Genomic DNA, 18,017 nt, shown 5'->3' on the forward strand with positions numbered 1-18,017 from the left:
TGTTGAGGGAGATTAAATAATGGCTAAATATATTCTCAAAAGAATTCTTTATTTATTCTTGACCCTTTTCATTATTGCGACGATAACTTTCTTCATGATGAAGATGCTTCCTGGTACTCCGTTTTCCAACCAAAACCGTATGTCCGCGGAGCAACTGAAGATCGTTAAAGCCCAATATGGACTGGATCAATCAGTATTTGTTCAATATATTCGTTACATTGGGGGATTACTACAAGGTAATCTTGGTACTTCTTTCCAATTCAATAACGAACCTGTTACATCATTAATCGGTCAAAGACTTGCTCCATCAATGCAAATTGGTGCCCAAGCTATGGTCGTTGGTACTATCGGTGGTATCCTTCTTGGTGCCCTCGCTGCTATCCGTAAAAACACATGGGTTGATACACTTGCAACATTCATTTCAATCCTAGGTCTATCAATTCCATCTTTCGTTTTAGCCGTTTTACTTCAGTTCTACCTAGCCTACAAATGGAAGATCTACCCAGTTGCTCTTTGGGATAACTTCCAATCAAGTATCCTACCTACACTTGCCCTATCAGCTTTACCATTAGGTACTGTTGCTCGATTCATGAGAACCGAGATGGTGGATGTTATGAGTAGTGACTACATTGAATTAGCTAAATCAAAAGGTAATTCAAACTGGGGCGTTGTTGCAAAGCATGCGCTACGTAACTCATTGATCCCAGTTGTTACTATCATCGGACCTATGGCTGTTTCAGTTATGACTGGTTCCATGGTTGTTGAGAACATCTTCTCAATTCCTGGTATCGGTGAACAATTCGTTAAATCAATCACTACAAATGACTACCCTACAATCATGGGACTTACAATCTTCTATTCATTCTTGTTGATCATAGTTTACTTAATCGTTGATATCCTTTATGGTCTCATCGATCCAAGAATCAGACTAGGAAACGGAGGTAAAGAATAATGGAACAGATTCCTCAAATTCCTAAGGAAAAATTCAGATTAATTCACGACGAAAATAATAAAGACCAAGAAAAAATTGGTACGCCTTCACTTACATATATGCAGGATGTTCGTCGTCGTTTGTTCAAAGATAAAGTAGCTGTCGTATGTTTGGCATTAATTTCAATCATCGTTGTTATTTCAATCTTGGCTCCAATCATTGCCCCACATAATCCCAATGCACAACAAGTTACAATGTCCAACTTGCCTCCTAAGTTGGGTAACCTAAATATCCCTGGTATGAACGGTTATCAAAATATGGGTGGACACATGGTTGACGCTTATAAACAAGCCGATGCTCCTAAAGGTACTTTCTACATCCTAGGTACTGATTACCTTGGACGTGACTTACTATCAAGAATTATCTACGGTACAAGACTTTCACTAGTTGTTGCCGTGCTTGCTACTTTAGTTGATCTTCTAATCGGTGTGCCTTACGGTATCGTTTCTGGTTGGAAAGGTGGCAAAACTGATACATTCATGCAACGTATCGTTGAAATTGTTTCATCTATCCCTAACTTGATCGTTGTTATCCTAATGATGATCATCCTAAAACCAGGTTTGACATCAATCGTTATTGCGATTGCTATTACTGGATGGGTCACGATGGCTCGTCTGGTCCGGGCGCAAACCTTCCAATTGAAAGAACAAGAATATATTTTAGCTGCTAGAACTTTAGGTGAACCTTCAATGAAGATTGCCACAAAGCACTTAATTCCTAACCTTTCATCAACAATTATTATTCAAACAATGTTTACTATTCCAAATGCCATCTTCTTCGAAGCTTTCCTAAGTTTCATTGGTATTGGTATTCCTGCTCCAAACGCTTCATTAGGTACCCTTCTATCAGATGGTCAAAAAGCCTTTAGATTCTTACCATATCAAATGTGGGCTCCGGCTATTATCTTGAGTGTTATCATGATCGCCACAAACCTTCTAGGTGATGGTCTACGTGATGCCTTTGACCCACAATCATCAGAAAACTAACTAAGGAGAAATCACAATGGATAAAATTTTAGAAGTAAAAGATTTGCATGTTGATTTCGATACCTATAATGGTGTCGTTCATGCCATCCGTGGTGTTAGCTTCCATTTAAACGCCGGTGAAACCTTAGCAATTGTTGGTGAATCTGGTTCTGGTAAGTCCATCACAGTTCGTTCGATCCTACAATTACTAGCTAAGAACGGAACAATCTCACAAGGGGAAGTCCTCTATCATGGAGATGACCTCTTACAAAAGAGCGACAAACAAATGGACAAGATCCGTGGAAATAAAATTTCTATGATCTTCCAAGATCCTATGACATCGCTTGATCCCACTATGACTATTGGTAAGCAAGTTGCGGAACCACTATTGATCCACAATAACGTTTCGAAAAAAGATGCTCTCAAGCGTGCTGAAGAAGTTTTACGCTTAGTAGGTATTCCTAATCCTAAAGCCAGAATGAATGACTACCCTCATCAATTTTCAGGTGGTCAAAGACAACGTATCGTTATCGCTATTGCCATCGTTGATTACCCTGAAATCCTAATCGCTGATGAACCAACAACTGCCCTTGACGTTACTGTTCAAGCTCAAATTATTGATCTATTAAAAGAATTACAACAAAAGATCGGTACTTCAATCATCTTCATCACCCATGATTTGGGTGTTGTTGCTGGTATCGCTGATCGTGTCGCCGTTATGTACGCCGGACGTTTAGTCGAATTCGGTTCAGTTAACGACATTTTCTACAATCCTCAACATCCTTACACTTGGGGATTACTAGATTCAATGCCAACTCTAGAAACTAACGAGTCCGATCGTTTGAATTCTATTCCTGGTACACCACCAAACCTTTTGAATCCACCAAAGGGTGATGCCTTTGCTCCACGTAATGCTTACGCTATGGAGATTGATGAAGAAGAACAACCACCATTCTTCAAAGTTTCAAAGCACCATTACGCTGCAACATGGCTACTTCATCCAAATGCACCAAAGGTAACACCACCAGCAAGTATCCTTAACCGTTTCGAAAAATTTAAGAAGTTAGGAGGCAATGTGAAATAATGGCTGACGAAAGAGAAGTAATTGTATCCGTAAAGAATTTAAAACAGTATTTTAACATTGGCAAACCTAACATGGTTAAGGCTGTTGATGACGTTTCCTTTGATATCTATAAGGGTGAAACCTTTGGTCTAGTTGGTGAATCTGGTTCTGGTAAGAGTACTACTGGACGTAGTATTATCAGACTTTACAATCCAACTGACGGTCATATCTTTTTCAATGGCCAAGATATTAGTAAAATCAAGAGTCACGGTCCTAAGATGAAGGAATTCCGTCGTGAAATGCAGATGATTTTCCAAGATCCATACGCTTCATTGAATCCTAGAATGAAGGTTAAAGATATCATCGCTGAAGGACTTGATGTTCACCACCTAGTTAAAAATGACGACGAACGTGACAAACGTGTCCGTGAATTGCTCGACATGGTTAACTTGAACCCTGAACATATGACTCGTTACCCTTACGAATTCTCTGGTGGACAGAGACAACGTATCGGTATTGCTAGAGCTTTAGCTGTTGATCCTCAATTCATCATCGCTGATGAACCTATCTCAGCTTTGGATGTGTCTATCCAAGCCCAAGTTGTTAACTTGATGCAAGACATTCAAAAGAAACAAGGATTAACTTACCTATTTATTGCCCATGACCTTTCAATGGTTAAATACATTTCAGACCGTATCGCCGTTATGTATCGTGGTAAAATCGTTGAATTAGCAGACTCAGATGAAATTTACAACAATCCACTTCATGCTTATACACAGAGTTTGCTATCAGCTATTCCCGTTCCTGATCCTGAAATTGAAACTAAGAGAACTAGAATCGATTTCGATCACAAACGTCCATTTGAAGATGATCAAAGACTACAAGAAGTACTTCCCGGACACTTCTTATACTGCAACGATGAAAAAGCTGCTAGTTTTAAAAAGAATTAGTAAATAACATCTGACAAATCAAATCCTAAAAGTTATTTACATAAAGAAAAGAGCTTGCCATAAGGCGAGCTCTTTTTGTATTTGTCTTTTTCATAACAATTTCTTCTTTCTGTTTAAATTTGTAAAATTTTATATCTTTGGGGAGGAGATATATCTATTTTTTAGGGAGATTAGAGTTTAAAAAGATTATTTATCGTTAATTTTTTATTTATGTAATTTAGTAATTCTTGGAGAATGTTTTGTAATCATCGATCACCTCTTTGCTTTTGACTATGCTTAAATAATACCCAGAATTTATGAATATATGATTAGTAAACTACGAATTAAATAATAATTAATTGTGAAGAAATTTTGACGAACCGTCTTTTTTAGACAAAAGTGATAGTAAAATGTACTATAAGTTCTGTTTGATTGATTATAGTGTAGTGACTGCCGTCCTCCGCGAAAATTGGGAATGCTGTTGGAACGCTATGGGCACTATTCGGACTAGAGAGTACTTCATTTGTTTTATCCGAGATGAATTCTTTAATCTGGTTTCTTTTCTATTTTAGGAATCGATAAATATAATTTCACATCTAAGACCAATTAAGCTTGTTGTTTCGGACTAATATCCCATTCCATTACTTATATAATTTTTCTGAACCAAAAATCATAATCATTACTTGATTACATAAAACAATTCAAATACTGCAATTTTAATAAATAACAATAGAAACAGAAATACAGTCGACAGTAGAAAATCTGTGGGCCCTCAGTGGTGAAGTTCTGGTTAGCTTGCGCAGCAAGGTTACCAGAAGACCGAGCTTGGAGATCCATAATTTTGCACGAAGTGTAAAATTATTAGCTTCAAGTCGTGTCCACCACGTTCCAGTGGCCCACAGATTCTCTACTGCCGACGGGCATCCTTAACCCAAATTTGAGAGGAGAAATATTCATGAAACACATTGTAACTGGAATCGTGGCACATGTTGATGCCGGCAAGACTACTCTTTCTGAGGCTTTACTCTACAAAGCTGGTCAATTGCGTAAACTCGGTCGTGTCGATAACGGCGATGCTTTTTTGGACTCAGATGATCTTGAAAAAAAGCGTGGTATCACTATCTTCTCTCATCAAGCTAACTTACAATACGATAATTTGAAATTAACACTCTTGGATACTCCCGGACACGTCGACTTTGCATCCCAAACTGAACAAGTTTTAAGTGTCCTTGATTATGCTATTTTGGTCGTATCTGCCACTGATGGTGTTCAAGGTTACACCAAAACGCTTTGGAACCTACTCCAAAACTATCAGATACCAACTTTTATTTTTGTTAATAAAATTGACGCTGCTGGTGTCAACCAAACTCAAGTACTGGAAGAATTACAGAATAAACTTTCTCCTGGTTGTATAGCTTTTAACGATTTAACGGATGATATTTACGAAGAGATTGCCCTTCAAGACGATGACATCCTCAATCAATTTTTAGAATCCGGCACTTTATCGGACGATACTGTTCGTCACATGATTCAAAAACGTCAAATTTTCCCTTGTTACTTTGGTTCAGCTTTGAAAATTTCTGGAATTGATGAGTTTCTTCAAGGCTTTGAGAACTGGACAAACGAATCTACATATGATGACACTTTTGGAGCCAAAGTTTTTAAAATCTCTCATGATGAAAACGACGAACGCTTAACTTGGATCAAAGTGACCGGCGGAATTTTACATAATAAGGATGTTTTGTTCAAAGATCAAAAAGCCAATCAAGTACGAATCTACAATGGTTCTAAATTTGAATTACAACCAGAAGTCGCTGCTGGAGGAATCTGTGCTGTCACTGGTTTAACTGAAACTTTTCCTGGATTAGGTTTAGGCAAAGAAATTAACGCCAGTGATCCAACAATTCAACCAGTCCTCACCTATACTGTTGATCCTAAAGATAACGATATTCACACATGTTTAACTGCTCTGAGACAACTAGAAGATGAAGATCCTCAACTTCGTGTAACTTGGTCCAATCAACTTGAAGAAATCCGTGTACAAATAATGGGTGAAGTCCAATTAGAAGTCCTTCAACAATTACTTCTACAAAGATTTAATTTAGATGTCGATTTCAGTCAAGGCAGCATTCTCTACAAAGAAACTATCACTAAAAAAGTTGAGGGTATCGGTCACTTTGAACCCCTACGTCATTACGCCGAAGTTCATCTATTATTAGAACCCGATAAACCAGGTAGCGGATTAACCTTTGACTCTCAATGTAATCTCGACACCCTCGGTAAAAATTGGCAACATCAAGTTTTATCTAATTTAGGCGCTAAAGAACATTTAGGAGTCCTAATCGGTGCCCCAATCACTGACATGAAAATAACACTGATCAGTGGTCGAGCAAGCAATGTCCATTCAGTCGGTGGCGATTTCCGTGAAGCAACTTGGCGAGCTGTCAGACAAGGATTAATGATGCTTAAACAATTTAACGGTTGCCAATTGTTAGAACCATGGTATCAATTCCGACTAGAAGTAGATCAAGACCAAGTAGGTCGTGCCATGAATGATATTCAAAAGATGAATGGAACTTTTGACACACCAGAAGTAACCAATAATCAGACCAATATCTTAACCGGTATTGCTCCAGTATCTCAGATGCAAGGCTACAGTAAACAAGTTCGAGCTTACACACATGGTCAAGGACAACTAGAATGCATCGTTCTCGGTTATCGCCCTTGCCACAACGCCGATGAAATTATAGAAAAAACACAATATCATCCCGTTTCCGATCTAGAAAATACCCCCGATTCCGTTTTCTGTGCCCACGGTGCCGGCTATCCCGTAGCTTGGGACCAAGTCCCACAAACAGCTCACCTACCTTATACTTATCCATTAGAAAATCTAGAAAAAGGAAATGAACTTGCTTAGATTTCCTTTCCAATGATTTAATCTTTAACTTTTTAACTTTGTAGTAACGAAATTAGAAATATTCATCCAGATTTACTAACAAAAGAAGTAGGATTTAGTCTGGAGTAAAAAATATGTGGGCCCTAAGTAGCGAAATTCTACTTAGCTTGCGAAGCAAGGTTAGTAGAAGACCGAGCTTGAAGATCCATAATTTTACACGAAGTGGAAAATTATTAGCTTCAAGTCGCGTCCGCTACGTTCCAGCGGCCCACATATTTTTTGCGGAAGACGGCATTTTAAAGCACAATTCCAAGATTTAACAACTAACAAAAAAGTCTGCTAAACAAGCAGGCTTTTTGTTTACGATATTTATATGTAGGATAAATATCTTATTTAACTTTTTATCTTAAGGGGGGAGATAAATAAAGTTTTATTTGTGTTTAATAAGGGGATTAAACTTTTAAAAATAGGGTTTAAATTAATATAAGGGTTTATTCTATTTGTTAAGTGAGTAATCTAAATTCATCATCTAATTAGTAAAACTAGCTTCCAATTTCATCCGGTCACTTCTTCCAAGTTTATCTGTAAATATATCTTTTATAGGGGGGAGATATATTAATTGAATTTATAAGGGTTTTAATTTTGTATATAAGTTATAAGGGGTTTATTTCTATTCATTTTATGTTTTCAATAAGTATATTTAAAAAGGATTATTTCTAAAGAATTTGTTTGTTCATCCGGTCACCTCTTTGTTATTTGACTATGCTTAAATAATAACGGGAATTTATGAATATACGATTGCCAAATTACGAATTAATTTATAATAATATGTGAAGAATTTATGACCAAACGGACTCAATATTCCAAAACGTCTGATTTTACTACCTTTGGCAAGACCTATTACCTGAATTCATCCTCACTCTGATTTATACTGAGATTAAAATAATGATAGAAGCGAGGTACTAAATTATGCACTTGAGTAAAGAACAAAAAGCTAATTTAAAGGATGCTATTATTGCTGGAACAGCTGCCGGAATCATTTCTGGATTCGTTAAACTAGGTTGGGAAAACGTCTTACCACCACGTACACCTGCCCGTGATGCTGTTAACCCACCTCAAACCTTAATGGAACAAATGGGTATTCCTCAAAGTATTACTCGTGGCACTTATACTTATTCTGGTCACCAAATGTCTTGGGCAAGTTTCATGATGCACTTTGGTTTCTCCACATCGTTTGCCATTATTTATGAAGTTTTATCACAATACAAACCATTTATCAGAAAGGGTTCCGGAGCTATCTTTGGTCTAGCAATCTGGGTAGCCTTTCATATTGGTATCATGCCAATGATGAAGACTGTTCCTAGTCCTAAAGACCAACCTACTGAAGAACATCTTTCTGAAGCACTCGGTCACATTGCTTGGATGTGGACAAACGATATTGTCGGCCGTGAACTTTATCGTCGCTTAACTGCACAGAAATAGGGTCTCCTTTGAATAAATGGGACACCTCAATAACTGAAAGAATCAGCTATGGCCTAAGTGATGCCGCAGATAATCTCGTCTTTCAAATGATGACAACTTATCTACTCTTCTTTTACACTGATGTTTTTGGATTGACAGCTAGCGAAGTTGCAATCCTTTTCGTCGTTGCCAGAGCCGCTGATGTTTTTGAAAGTCTGATCATCGGTATTTTGATTGACAACACCCATTCTCGTTGGGGGAAGAGTCGACCATTTTTCCTGTGGTACTCCTTTCCCTACGTCATCTTTGCTATCCTAACTTTCGTCACACCTAATTTTCTACCACATTCTGGAAAATTAATCTGGGCCTATATAACTTATCTAGGATTAGGATTCTTTTATACCGCCGTTAATCTACCTATCACATCCATTTTGCCAACCATGACTAATAATGAGCAGGAAACTACCCTTTTAGGCGTTATCAGACAGTTTTCTGGTAGCTCTGTCCAAATTATCGTGGCCGTCTTTACCATCCCTCTAGTTAATCTTTTCGGCAATGGTAACCAACAAAAGGGATTTTTAGGTACGATCATTCTCTTCGGGATCATCTCCTTGGCTTTGATTTTGAATACTTTCTTCCATGTTCGTGAACGTTATACGGATGACAGTATCAGTCACCAGCCACTCGTTAAAGTTTGGAAGATGCTTAAACAAAATCGACCCTGGATCGTTATTTCTGTCGTTATCTTTCTTTATTGGCTAACCACTTCCATTAAAAATCAAACGACTATTTACTATTTTAAATACGTCTTACATGATGAAAATCTAGTCTCAATCGCTAATAGTTTTACTCTGACTGCTTTAATTGGCGTTGTCGCTATTTACTTTGTTTCCGCCAAATTAGGTAAAAAACATACCATGCTATTAGGTATCATTATCGCCTTTATTGGTCAGGTAATTATCACTGCTGGTGCCTATTCAAAAAATTTGGCCCTCATCTTCAGTGGTATCTTCATTAATGGTATCGGTGGCGGATTTATTATCGGCTTAGTCTCAATTATGATTGCCGATACTATTCGTTATGGTACTTCAATGGGTATTCAAGCTGAAGGTGTCCTAGCATCAACTGACGATTTTGGTGTTAATCTTGGTTTAGGATTGGGTGGTTTGATTACCGCTGAATCTTTAGAGTTATCAGGCTACGTTTCCAACAAGGCTCAATCGGCCACCACTATCTCAGCAATTAACTTGAATTACGCTTTGATCCCATTGGGGTTATATTTAATCATGTTTTTAATCTTGCTAGGATATAATGAGAAACAAATTCAACAAGCTATTAATAAAGAAGGTAAATAATGCAACAAGAATCACTTTTTGCAACTAACAAAAATGATGACAACAATAGCCCTCTAGCTAATCGGGTTCGCCCAACTACACTAGAGGGTTTTGTCGGTCAACAACATTTAATCGGTGATGGCAAAATTTTGAAGGAAATCATCGATCAAGATAAAATCCCCTCTTTGATTTTTTGGGGACCTCCTGGGGTGGGTAAAACTACTCTAGCTGAAATTATTGCCAAGAAGACAAAGGCTAATTTCATTACTTTTAGTGCTGTTACTAGTGGTATCAATGACATTAAGAAGGTTATGAAGGAAGCTGAAATGAATCGAGAAATGGGTCAAAAGACTATTGTTTTTATTGATGAAATTCATCGTTTCAACAAAGCTCAACAAGATGCTTTCTTACCTTTCGTCGAAAAAGGCAGTATTACCTTGATTGGTGCCACAACTGAGAACCCATCATTTGAAATCAACTCTGCGTTACTATCGAGATGTAAAGTTTTCGTCTTAAAGTCTTTAACTAAAGATGATTTAGTCGATCTCTTGAAAAAAACTCTCGCCAATCCTAAAGCTTTTCCAAAATTAAAAGTTGAAATTGACGATGACACTTTAGAATTGATTGGTAATTACGCTAACGGTGATGCTCGAGTAGCTTTGAATACCCTAGAAATGGCCGTTATCAACTCAACGGTTCATGATAAGGTTGCCAAAGTAGACCTGGAAGATATTCGTCAATTACTCAACACCAAATCTCTACGTTACGATAAAAATGGCGAGGAACACTATAATATTATTTCTGCTTTACATAAATCAATGCGCAACAGTGATACTGATTCAGCTATTTACTGGGTTACTCGGATGCTCGAAGGCGGCGAAGACCCTCTTTACATTGCCCGACGTCTAGTTCGTTTTGCTAGTGAAGATATTGGCTTGGCAGATACAAATGCTTTAAACGTTGCAATCAATGCCTTTCAAGCCTGCCAATTTCTAGGTATGCCTGAATGTAACGTTCACTTAGTTGAGACCGTAATTTATTTATCAGTCGCTCCCAAATCTAATGCCACTTATAAGGCTTTATTAAGAGCCCAGAAAGACGTTAAGAAGTATGGTAATCTTCCAGTACCACTCCAAATCAGAAACGCTCCAACGAAGCTTATGAAGAACCTCGGTTATGGAAAGGATTATGAGTTAGCTCATGACTACGCCGACAAGTTAACATCAATGAAGACCGTACCTAAAGAAGTTGAAAACAGTAAATACTACCGACCAACCGAACAAGGTAAAGAACGTCTCTTTAAGCAACGTTTAGAATACATTGAAAAATGGCACCAAGAGCACGATAATAATGAGTAATTCAGAATTGAGGGGTTTCATATGATGAAACGACGTAATTTATTACTCGGCTTATGTTTATTATTAGTTGGAATATTTAGCTTTTCTAATCCGACTGAAGTTAAAGCTGTTAGTTTTGTTCATACATTCAAAAAGACCACATTAGTTTCCAGAAGTGATCAAAACGATGATTTTACTTACGACTTTTCTCGAATAAAGAAACGTAAACTTAAAGCCAAAACTGATTGGCTTACCGATAAAATAGGCAAGAATTCAGGCAACGACCATTATTATCGAGTTGCGACTAACGAATGGGTCAGTACTGACGACGTGGCTTTAATAAATAAAGGTATAAATCGCCCTATCACTATTTCAACCGGACATAATATTTGGAAATTTAATCATAAAACCTATGAATTTACCTATACTGGACGCCGATTAGCTGCTGGTACATGGGCAAGTGATGAAAGAATTCAGCTACCACGTGGAATATCCTATTGTAAAGTTGGGCCAAACGAATGGATACAGAATATACATTATTAGAGAGTGGAGCAAGTCATTTAGACTCTGAGCATTTGCAGGACTTTGCGAATTGGCTGCAAAGCAGGCAGTTCGTGAAGTCAGGCAAAACACAGGAATCTGACTTGTGGAACTCGTTTTTATTAGAGAGTGGAACAAGAACACTCATTTCTACTACATATATATCAAAAAAACAGACTCCATTAAGAGATTCAAGCATATTTGCATGTCTTGAAATACTTAATGGGTCTGTTTTTATTTTCTCTGTAAATGAATAACATCATCACCAGATGATAACAAAGCGTCGGTAACCAAGTTCTTGAAATAAGAAGTTCCAATAACACCCGTCATTCGACCTAATGTAGCATCTATTTCATCAATCTTCTTCCAATCTTCGAAATGACAATCTACTAGTGCATTACCATTAACGGTCCTAACTATCCCTGCCATTTCACTAGATTGGCGTACTTCCATCTTACCGCCTAATTTTTCAACTTCACTTTTTACTTGAGGTATAGCTAGTTCCATAACCTCCAAGCACAAGGGAATATCGTTATTAAGTTCTTTGGTAGAACGAGCTTCTGGTGCTAAGATAATATATCTTTTAGCCAAATTAGCATACAACTTTTCAAACGTATGGATACCACCATTACTCTTTAAAACGTTTAAATCGGCATCCAAACTATCACAACCATCAAAAGCTAAATCAAATTTATCTACTTGATCCAATGGAACTACTGGAATATTCAATTCTCGACAAAGATCTCTTGTCATTTCTGATGGACTTGAAACTTTAATTGATTTATCAGTTATTGATTTAATTAAACGTCCAACGGTTCTACCACCGCCAAAACTGACATTCATATTTGGCTTGATTAAAGCTCGTGCTTCCTCGATTAACTTTTCCATTATATTCTCCTCAAAAAACTAGTTTGTAATTATTTTATCCGTAGATACAAAAAAAGACCACCGAAGTGGTCTTAAGGGTTTATTCAATTTTGAATTATAGAACCTTAACAGCGAATGAAGGCATGAAGTAACTTGAGATTGATGAGATCTTTACAGATTCACCAGGTTGTGGTGCAGCGATGTATTGGTTGTTACCTAAGTAGATAGCTACGTGATAACTTGAACCTCTGCCACCCCAGAATAGAAGGTCTCCGGCTGATGCTTGAGAAACAGCTTCTTGTGTACCGGCACTTTCTTGAGCTACTGTGTATGAACCAATATTCTTACCTGTTGCTTCGTTGTAAACATATGATGTGAAACCTGAGCAGTCAAAACCACTTGGTGTCTTACCACCCCATACGTAAGGTGTTCCTAAATATTTCTTAGCAGTACTAATAACATTAGCAGCTGTTGCTTGTGTAGTATTTGTTGTTGAAGCAGCTTCTGTAGTTGCTTGACTAGCAGTTGTTACATCAGCACCTCTTAACCATTCGTTGCTACCTACAAGATACCATGTAGTACCGTTGTCATCTACAACAGCCTTAGCTACACGCCAGCTTGTGTTTGATCCAAGAATACGGTTAGCAATCTTTGAATCTGTAGATGGTGTACTGAATAGTGCTGAATTGTTCTTTGTACGTACAACTGAAGGAGCATTTTGGACAGTTGTTGCAGCCTTAGCTGAAGAAGCGTTTGATAGACCTAAACCTGTAACTGCCATTGCTGCAGCAGCTGTAAATGAAATTAGACTTTTTTTAACGTTAGTATTCAAAATTGAAATCCCCCATGAATTGGTATATTTTTTTAAATGTTTTTAATTTTTATAATTTATTAATTTCTTATCACTCAACGACCACTATATTACTCCCCGAATATTGCAGAACTGTTACAACAATTGTATAAGAATGTTACACTTTGGAATCTTTGACAAAAATAGGGCAATAAACACTGATATATCAATGTTTATTGCCCTATTGTGAAAAATCAAATTAATTTACTTTTTTACTTTTTAGTATTTGATCAACCTTTTTCTTAGTCGTTTCGATGTCATTATTAATAATTTTATAGGATTTTCCCTCTAATTCTTTAGGAATTCTTAAATCTCTGAGGAATTCATCGCTATTTATACGCATATTTAGACGTTTTTGATCATCCCCGCGTAATTTTAATCGTTGAGCGACGGTATCGAAGTCCACTTCTAAAAATATCACAATCGCCTTTTCCCCATATTTTTCCTTATAAGAAATGGCACCTTGAGTATCTACGACAATACTGGCTATATTATATTTTTCCCAAGTTTTATTGAGACTTTCCTCTGAAGATCCATACCAATGACCACTATATTCGACTTTTTCTAGATAATGATTCCTAAAAAAGGAATCTTCTGTTTCAAAATAATAATCTACACCGTTTTTTTCGCCATCACGTGGTAATCTAGTAGTGTGAGTGATGACACTTGGTATACGATAAGTATTTTTCAAATATTTGCTAATGGTAGTCTTGCCGGTACCGCTTGCACCGGTAATAACAATAATTTTTTTATCCATTATGAACCCCTATGTTTGAAATATTTCTTCTACTATATTAATATACTAGTCTGTTAAGTAATTAATCCGAGGAGATTTTACATATGAAAATAGAAGATTTAAAGGTTGGAACTGTTTACGACTGCTCCGTTGATGAAGATATGGATTACCCATTCCAAGGCAAAGTTGAAAAGATTTATGAACACTCTGCTTTAATGGAAATTGTAAAAAATGATCCTAAAGATAATGCTAATAAAACTGAACTTAACAACAAAATTGTTGTAAGTATCAAGAAGATTAAAAAAGCTAAGTAATTATGTTTCAAACAAAAAGAAGTTGATTTTAATTAATCAGCTTCTTTTTTTATTCCCTTATTTCTCAACATTAATGAATGAACTAGCGGGTACTCTTAATACACGGTATTCCATAGCATAACGATTAGCCTTCAAACCTAGACCGTTCTTGAAATTATTCTTGTACTTAGCTTGCATGGTAATGACGTATGCATCTTGGTACTTAGAATCTAATTTCTTAATTTTCTTAACTGGCCAATTCAAACGTAACCCCGAAACGGTAAAAGGCAATGTTGCGTCAGAGATAGTAGCATTCTGACTTGAAACTGTATATTTAGAATTATTCAACCAATATTGATAAACATCTGTAGATGAACTTGACTCCTGCTTATTGATCTTAACGTAGTAGCCTTGTCCATCATCAGTTGTTTGAACGATCATTGGATTGTATTTATAGGTGACTGCAATATTCTCCTTATCGTTTAAATCAACCTTAGTGAATAAACTAGTATATAACATTCCACTCACAGCTAAAATAACAACCACGATCTCCAATAAATCAGTTAAAATTGTTACCCCAGTAATTTTTTTCTTTTGTTGAACAAGAATTTTTAAATGACGATTTCTAATATTAAATACCACAAAGATTAACAGTGCTAATACAATAATCCATGCAATAATTCCCACAAAATTCCAAGAATTCATAGTTTTCTCCCAACTAAATTAATTGTCTTAAATGCTTCATAACTTTATAATAGTCATTACGCTAATTTTACCACGAATCGGAAAAATATTTGAAATTGAGATATAAAACGCTAAGAATTGTGTGGGCACATACGTTTGTGGGATTTTTATAATGGTAGTATAACCACGCTATATCGTGTATTAGTCGTTATGTCGAATACTATATGTTGTGTTTAATATTTCAAATGATTATACTGATTGAGAATAGCAAGTTGAAAGGAGTTAATCACTATGAATAACGTAATCGTATATAGCAAGAACAACTGTATGCAATGCAAGATGACTAAGAGATACTTAAAGGAGCACAACGTTTCCTTTGAAGAAAGAAACATCAATCAAGACCCAGAATATTTGGATCTTTTAAAACAACAAGGCTTTAAGAGTGTTCCGGTTGTTATGAACTCTGTCAGCGATCCAATCGTCGGTTTTCGCCCAGACAGCCTCAAAGAACTTGTAGGTTAATCATGAAGAAAATAGCTTATTATTCTATCACCGGACAGACTAGAAGGTTCGTTAATAAACTTGGAATAGATGGATATGAAATAACCGACGCCGACCCCTTTTACCAAATGGGTCGGCCATTTATTCTTATCGTACCTGCTTACGATGACGATATGATGGATCCTGTAATCGACTTTTTACAATATAAAGATAATGCTCAAAATTGTATAGGTGTTGCTGGCGGCGGCAATCGCAATTTCAATACTCTGTACAACCATACTGCTAAAGACATCGCAAGTGGATTAGACGTTCCGGTTGTCTTTGAATTTGAATTCAATGGTACTCAAAAAGACGTCGAAAATTTTAAGAAAGTAGTGAATGAAATTGGGATTAAATAACCTAGATGTAACCAAACTTCATTATTTTAAGTTAAATAATGAGATCAACATCCCCGTGGATGATAAGATTCCACTTAATAAAGACAAGGAAGCTGTTAAAGCCTTTTTTGCTGAGAATGTTGAACCAAATACTAAGAGATTTGATTCCTTCAAAGATCATATCGACTACTTGATCGACAACGATTTTATTGAAAAAGAAGTTATTGATGAATATCCTCATGAATTTGTCGAGAGTCTTTATAACTACTTATTAGATCAACATTTCCAATTTCAATCTTTCATGGCTGCATACAAGTTTTACAATCAATATGCATTAAAGACCAATGATGGCGATTTATACCTTGAAAATTACGAAATGAGAATTCTTTTTAATGCTCTTTTATACGCTAATGGCGATCAAGCACTAGCTAAGAGTTTAGCTACTGAAATGATTGCTCAGCGCTACCAACCTGCAACGCCTTCATTTCTTAATGCTGGTCGTAAACGCCGTGGTGAATACGTTTCATGTTTCCTACTACAAGTTACAGATGACATGAATAGTATCGGTAGAACTATCAATAGTGCCCTCCAATTATCACGAATCGGTGGTGGTGTCGGTATAACGCTATCTAATTTGCGTGAATCGGGTTCACCTATTAAGGGCGTTGATAACTCTTCATCAGGTGTTCTACCCGTTATGAAATTGCTAGAAGACAGTTTCAGTTATAGTAACCAGTTAGGTCAAAGACAAGGTGCCGGCGCTGTGTACCTAAACGTCTTCCATCCTGATATTATTGACTTCCTATCTGCTAAAAAGGAAAACGCCGATGAAAAAGTCCGTGTAAAGACACTTTCATTAGGTGTTATCGTACCTGACAAGTATTACGAATTAGTTCGTAATAATGAAGATATGTATCTATTCAGTCCTTATTCAGTTGAACGTGTTTACGGCGTTCCTTTCTCATACGTCGACATCACTAAAGAATACGACAACATGGTTAACGACGATCGTATCAAAAAATATAAGATCGAAGCTCGTGAACTAGAGGACGAAATCAGTAAGCTACAACAAGAATCAGGTTATCCTTACGTCTTGAATATCGACACTGTTAATCGTGATAATCCTATCGACGGTAAAATCATCATGAGTAACCTCTGTACTGAGATTCAACAAGTCCAAGTACCTTCAGAACTAAATGATGCTCAAGAATACGTTAAATTAGGAACTGATGTCAGTTGTAACCTTGGTTCAACCAACATTTTGAATATGATGCAAAGTCCCGATTTCGGACAATCAATTCGTTCCATGACTAGAGCTCTTACTTTTGTCAGTGACGCCTCAAATATCTCTGCTGTACCACCAGTAGCAAATGGTAACAAGATGAGCCATTCTATCGGTTTAGGTGCAATGGGACTCCACACATTTTTGGCTTGCCATCATCTTGAATATGGCTCTCCTGAAGCAATTGAGTTCATCAATGTCTACTTCATGCTCCTTAACTACTGGACATTGGTTGAAAGCAATAATATTGCTAAAGAACGCCAAGAAACCTTTGCTAATTTTGAAAAATCAAAATATGCGGACGGATCTTATTTCGACAAGTATCTAGCTAAGAGCTTCGCCCCTAAACTTGACGCTGTCAAAGAACTCTTCAATGACACCTTCATTCCTCAACCAAAGGATTGGTCAGAACTAAAAGACAACGTTATGCGTGATGGACTTTATAACGCCTACCGTATGGCTGTTGCACCAACAGGTTCTATCTCTTACATCAACAATACCAGTGCTAGTTTACAACCTGTTACTAGATTGGTCGAAGAACGTCAGGAAAAGAAGAATGGTAAATTATACTTCCCAGCACCATTCTTAAGTAATGATACTATCAAGTATTACAAGTCAGCTTATGACACTGATATGCGAAAAGTTATCGATACTTATGCTTCAGCCCAAGAACATATTGATCAAGGAATGAGTTTGACTCTCTTCATGCGTTCAGAAATCCCTGCTGGTCTTTACGATTGGAAAGCTGCAGACGATACTAAACAAACAACACGTGATTTAAGTATTCTTCGTAACTATGCTTACTATAAGGGCATCAAATCACTTTATTACGTTAGAACCTTTACCGAAAATAACGATGAAATTGGCAGTAACGAGTGCGAAAGCTGCTCTATCTAGGAGGAAATTTTTAT

General features: G+C 36.8%; 17 protein-coding genes. 13 read left to right on the forward strand and 4 right to left on the reverse strand.

Annotation, left to right across the window (positions count from 1 at the left end; genetic code table 11):
• The first annotated feature begins 19 nt into the window (after nucleotides 1-19).
• From opp3b to U8526_RS09825, 9 genes are all read left to right on the forward strand, one after another.
• The gene (gene opp3b / locus U8526_RS09785; RefSeq protein ID WP_334341779.1) at nucleotides 20-952 is read left to right on the forward strand and encodes an oligopeptide ABC transporter permease; all 933 of its coding nucleotides are present in this window, start codon (nucleotides 20-22) and stop codon (nucleotides 950-952) included.
• Nucleotides 952-1,977: an ABC transporter permease gene (locus U8526_RS09790; protein WP_025085029.1), complete on the forward strand. Its 1,026-nt coding sequence runs from the start codon at nucleotides 952-954 to the stop codon at nucleotides 1,975-1,977. The genes opp3b and U8526_RS09790 overlap by 1 nt, the downstream gene beginning before the upstream one ends.
• 16 nt (nucleotides 1,978-1,993) lie before the next feature.
• A complete protein-coding gene (locus U8526_RS09795; RefSeq protein ID WP_334341780.1) occupies nucleotides 1,994-3,040 on the forward strand; it encodes an ABC transporter ATP-binding protein in 1,047 nt (348 codons plus the stop codon).
• Nucleotides 3,040-3,969, forward strand: a complete 930-nt coding sequence (locus tag U8526_RS09800) for an ABC transporter ATP-binding protein (protein ID WP_334341781.1) — start codon at nucleotides 3,040-3,042, stop codon at nucleotides 3,967-3,969. Before U8526_RS09795 ends, U8526_RS09800 begins: the two co-directional genes overlap by 1 nt.
• 934 nt (nucleotides 3,970-4,903) lie before the next feature.
• Entirely contained in the window at nucleotides 4,904-6,865 is a 1,962-nt protein-coding gene (locus tag U8526_RS09805; protein ID WP_334341782.1) for a translation factor GTPase family protein, read from the forward strand.
• Between the two features lie 948 nt (nucleotides 6,866-7,813).
• The gene (locus tag U8526_RS09810) at nucleotides 7,814-8,326 is read left to right on the forward strand and encodes a DUF1440 domain-containing protein (protein WP_334341783.1); all 513 of its coding nucleotides are present in this window, start codon (nucleotides 7,814-7,816) and stop codon (nucleotides 8,324-8,326) included.
• A gap of 8 nt (nucleotides 8,327-8,334) precedes the next feature.
• Entirely contained in the window at nucleotides 8,335-9,660 is a 1,326-nt protein-coding gene (locus tag U8526_RS09815) for an MFS transporter (protein WP_334341784.1), read from the forward strand.
• Nucleotides 9,660-10,997 (forward strand): replication-associated recombination protein A, encoded by a 1,338-nt coding sequence (locus U8526_RS09820; RefSeq protein ID WP_334341785.1) that lies wholly within the window; start codon nucleotides 9,660-9,662, stop codon nucleotides 10,995-10,997. The genes U8526_RS09815 and U8526_RS09820 overlap by 1 nt, the downstream gene beginning before the upstream one ends.
• A 21-nt stretch (nucleotides 10,998-11,018) precedes the next feature.
• On the forward strand, nucleotides 11,019-11,519 hold the full coding sequence (locus U8526_RS09825; RefSeq protein WP_334341786.1) for a hypothetical protein: 501 nt from the start codon (nucleotides 11,019-11,021) through the stop codon (nucleotides 11,517-11,519).
• Between the two features lie 231 nt (nucleotides 11,520-11,750).
• Here the strand turns inward: U8526_RS09825 and U8526_RS09830 are convergent, their stop codons facing one another.
• From U8526_RS09830 to U8526_RS09840, 3 genes are all read right to left on the reverse strand, one after another.
• The gene (locus U8526_RS09830) at nucleotides 11,751-12,404 is read right to left on the reverse strand and encodes a ribose-5-phosphate isomerase A (protein ID WP_334341787.1); all 654 of its coding nucleotides are present in this window, start codon (nucleotides 12,402-12,404) and stop codon (nucleotides 11,751-11,753) included.
• 94 nt (nucleotides 12,405-12,498) lie between these two features.
• A complete protein-coding gene (locus tag U8526_RS09835; RefSeq protein ID WP_334341788.1) occupies nucleotides 12,499-13,215 on the reverse strand; it encodes a C40 family peptidase in 717 nt (238 codons plus the stop codon).
• Between the two features lie 217 nt (nucleotides 13,216-13,432).
• Nucleotides 13,433-13,990, reverse strand: coding sequence for a guanylate kinase (locus U8526_RS09840; RefSeq protein WP_334341789.1), 558 nt, complete (start codon nucleotides 13,988-13,990; stop codon nucleotides 13,433-13,435).
• 83 nt (nucleotides 13,991-14,073) lie between these two features.
• On the opposite strand from U8526_RS09840, the gene U8526_RS09845 reads away from it, so the two are divergent.
• Nucleotides 14,074-14,283 (forward strand): hypothetical protein, encoded by a 210-nt coding sequence (locus U8526_RS09845; RefSeq protein WP_025085017.1) that lies wholly within the window; start codon nucleotides 14,074-14,076, stop codon nucleotides 14,281-14,283.
• Nucleotides 14,284-14,340: 57 nt separating this feature from the next.
• On the opposite strand, the gene U8526_RS09850 is transcribed toward U8526_RS09845, so the two are convergent.
• Nucleotides 14,341-14,967, reverse strand: a complete 627-nt coding sequence (locus U8526_RS09850) for an LVIS_2131 family protein (protein WP_334341790.1) — start codon at nucleotides 14,965-14,967, stop codon at nucleotides 14,341-14,343.
• A 270-nt stretch (nucleotides 14,968-15,237) separates the two neighbouring features.
• On the opposite strand from U8526_RS09850, the gene nrdH reads away from it, so the two are divergent.
• Genes nrdH through nrdE form a run of 3 tightly spaced genes read left to right on the forward strand, consistent with a single transcriptional unit; the run spans nucleotide 15,238 to nucleotide 18,003 of the window.
• Complete coding sequence (gene nrdH, locus U8526_RS09855; RefSeq protein ID WP_334341791.1) at nucleotides 15,238-15,468, forward strand: glutaredoxin-like protein NrdH; 231 nt, start codon at nucleotides 15,238-15,240, stop codon at nucleotides 15,466-15,468.
• A 2-nt stretch (nucleotides 15,469-15,470) separates the two neighbouring features.
• Nucleotides 15,471-15,845 (forward strand): class Ib ribonucleoside-diphosphate reductase assembly flavoprotein NrdI, encoded by a 375-nt coding sequence (nrdI, locus tag U8526_RS09860; RefSeq protein WP_334341792.1) that lies wholly within the window; start codon nucleotides 15,471-15,473, stop codon nucleotides 15,843-15,845.
• On the forward strand, nucleotides 15,826-18,003 hold the full coding sequence (gene nrdE / locus U8526_RS09865) for a class 1b ribonucleoside-diphosphate reductase subunit alpha (protein WP_334341793.1): 2,178 nt from the start codon (nucleotides 15,826-15,828) through the stop codon (nucleotides 18,001-18,003). The genes nrdI and nrdE overlap by 20 nt, the downstream gene beginning before the upstream one ends.
• The last annotated feature ends 14 nt before the right edge of the window (nucleotides 18,004-18,017 follow it).

The sequence above is a fragment of the Companilactobacillus sp. HBUAS56275 genome (assembly GCF_036913655.1).
Lineage (GTDB): Bacteria > Bacillota > Bacilli > Lactobacillales > Lactobacillaceae > Companilactobacillus > Companilactobacillus pullicola.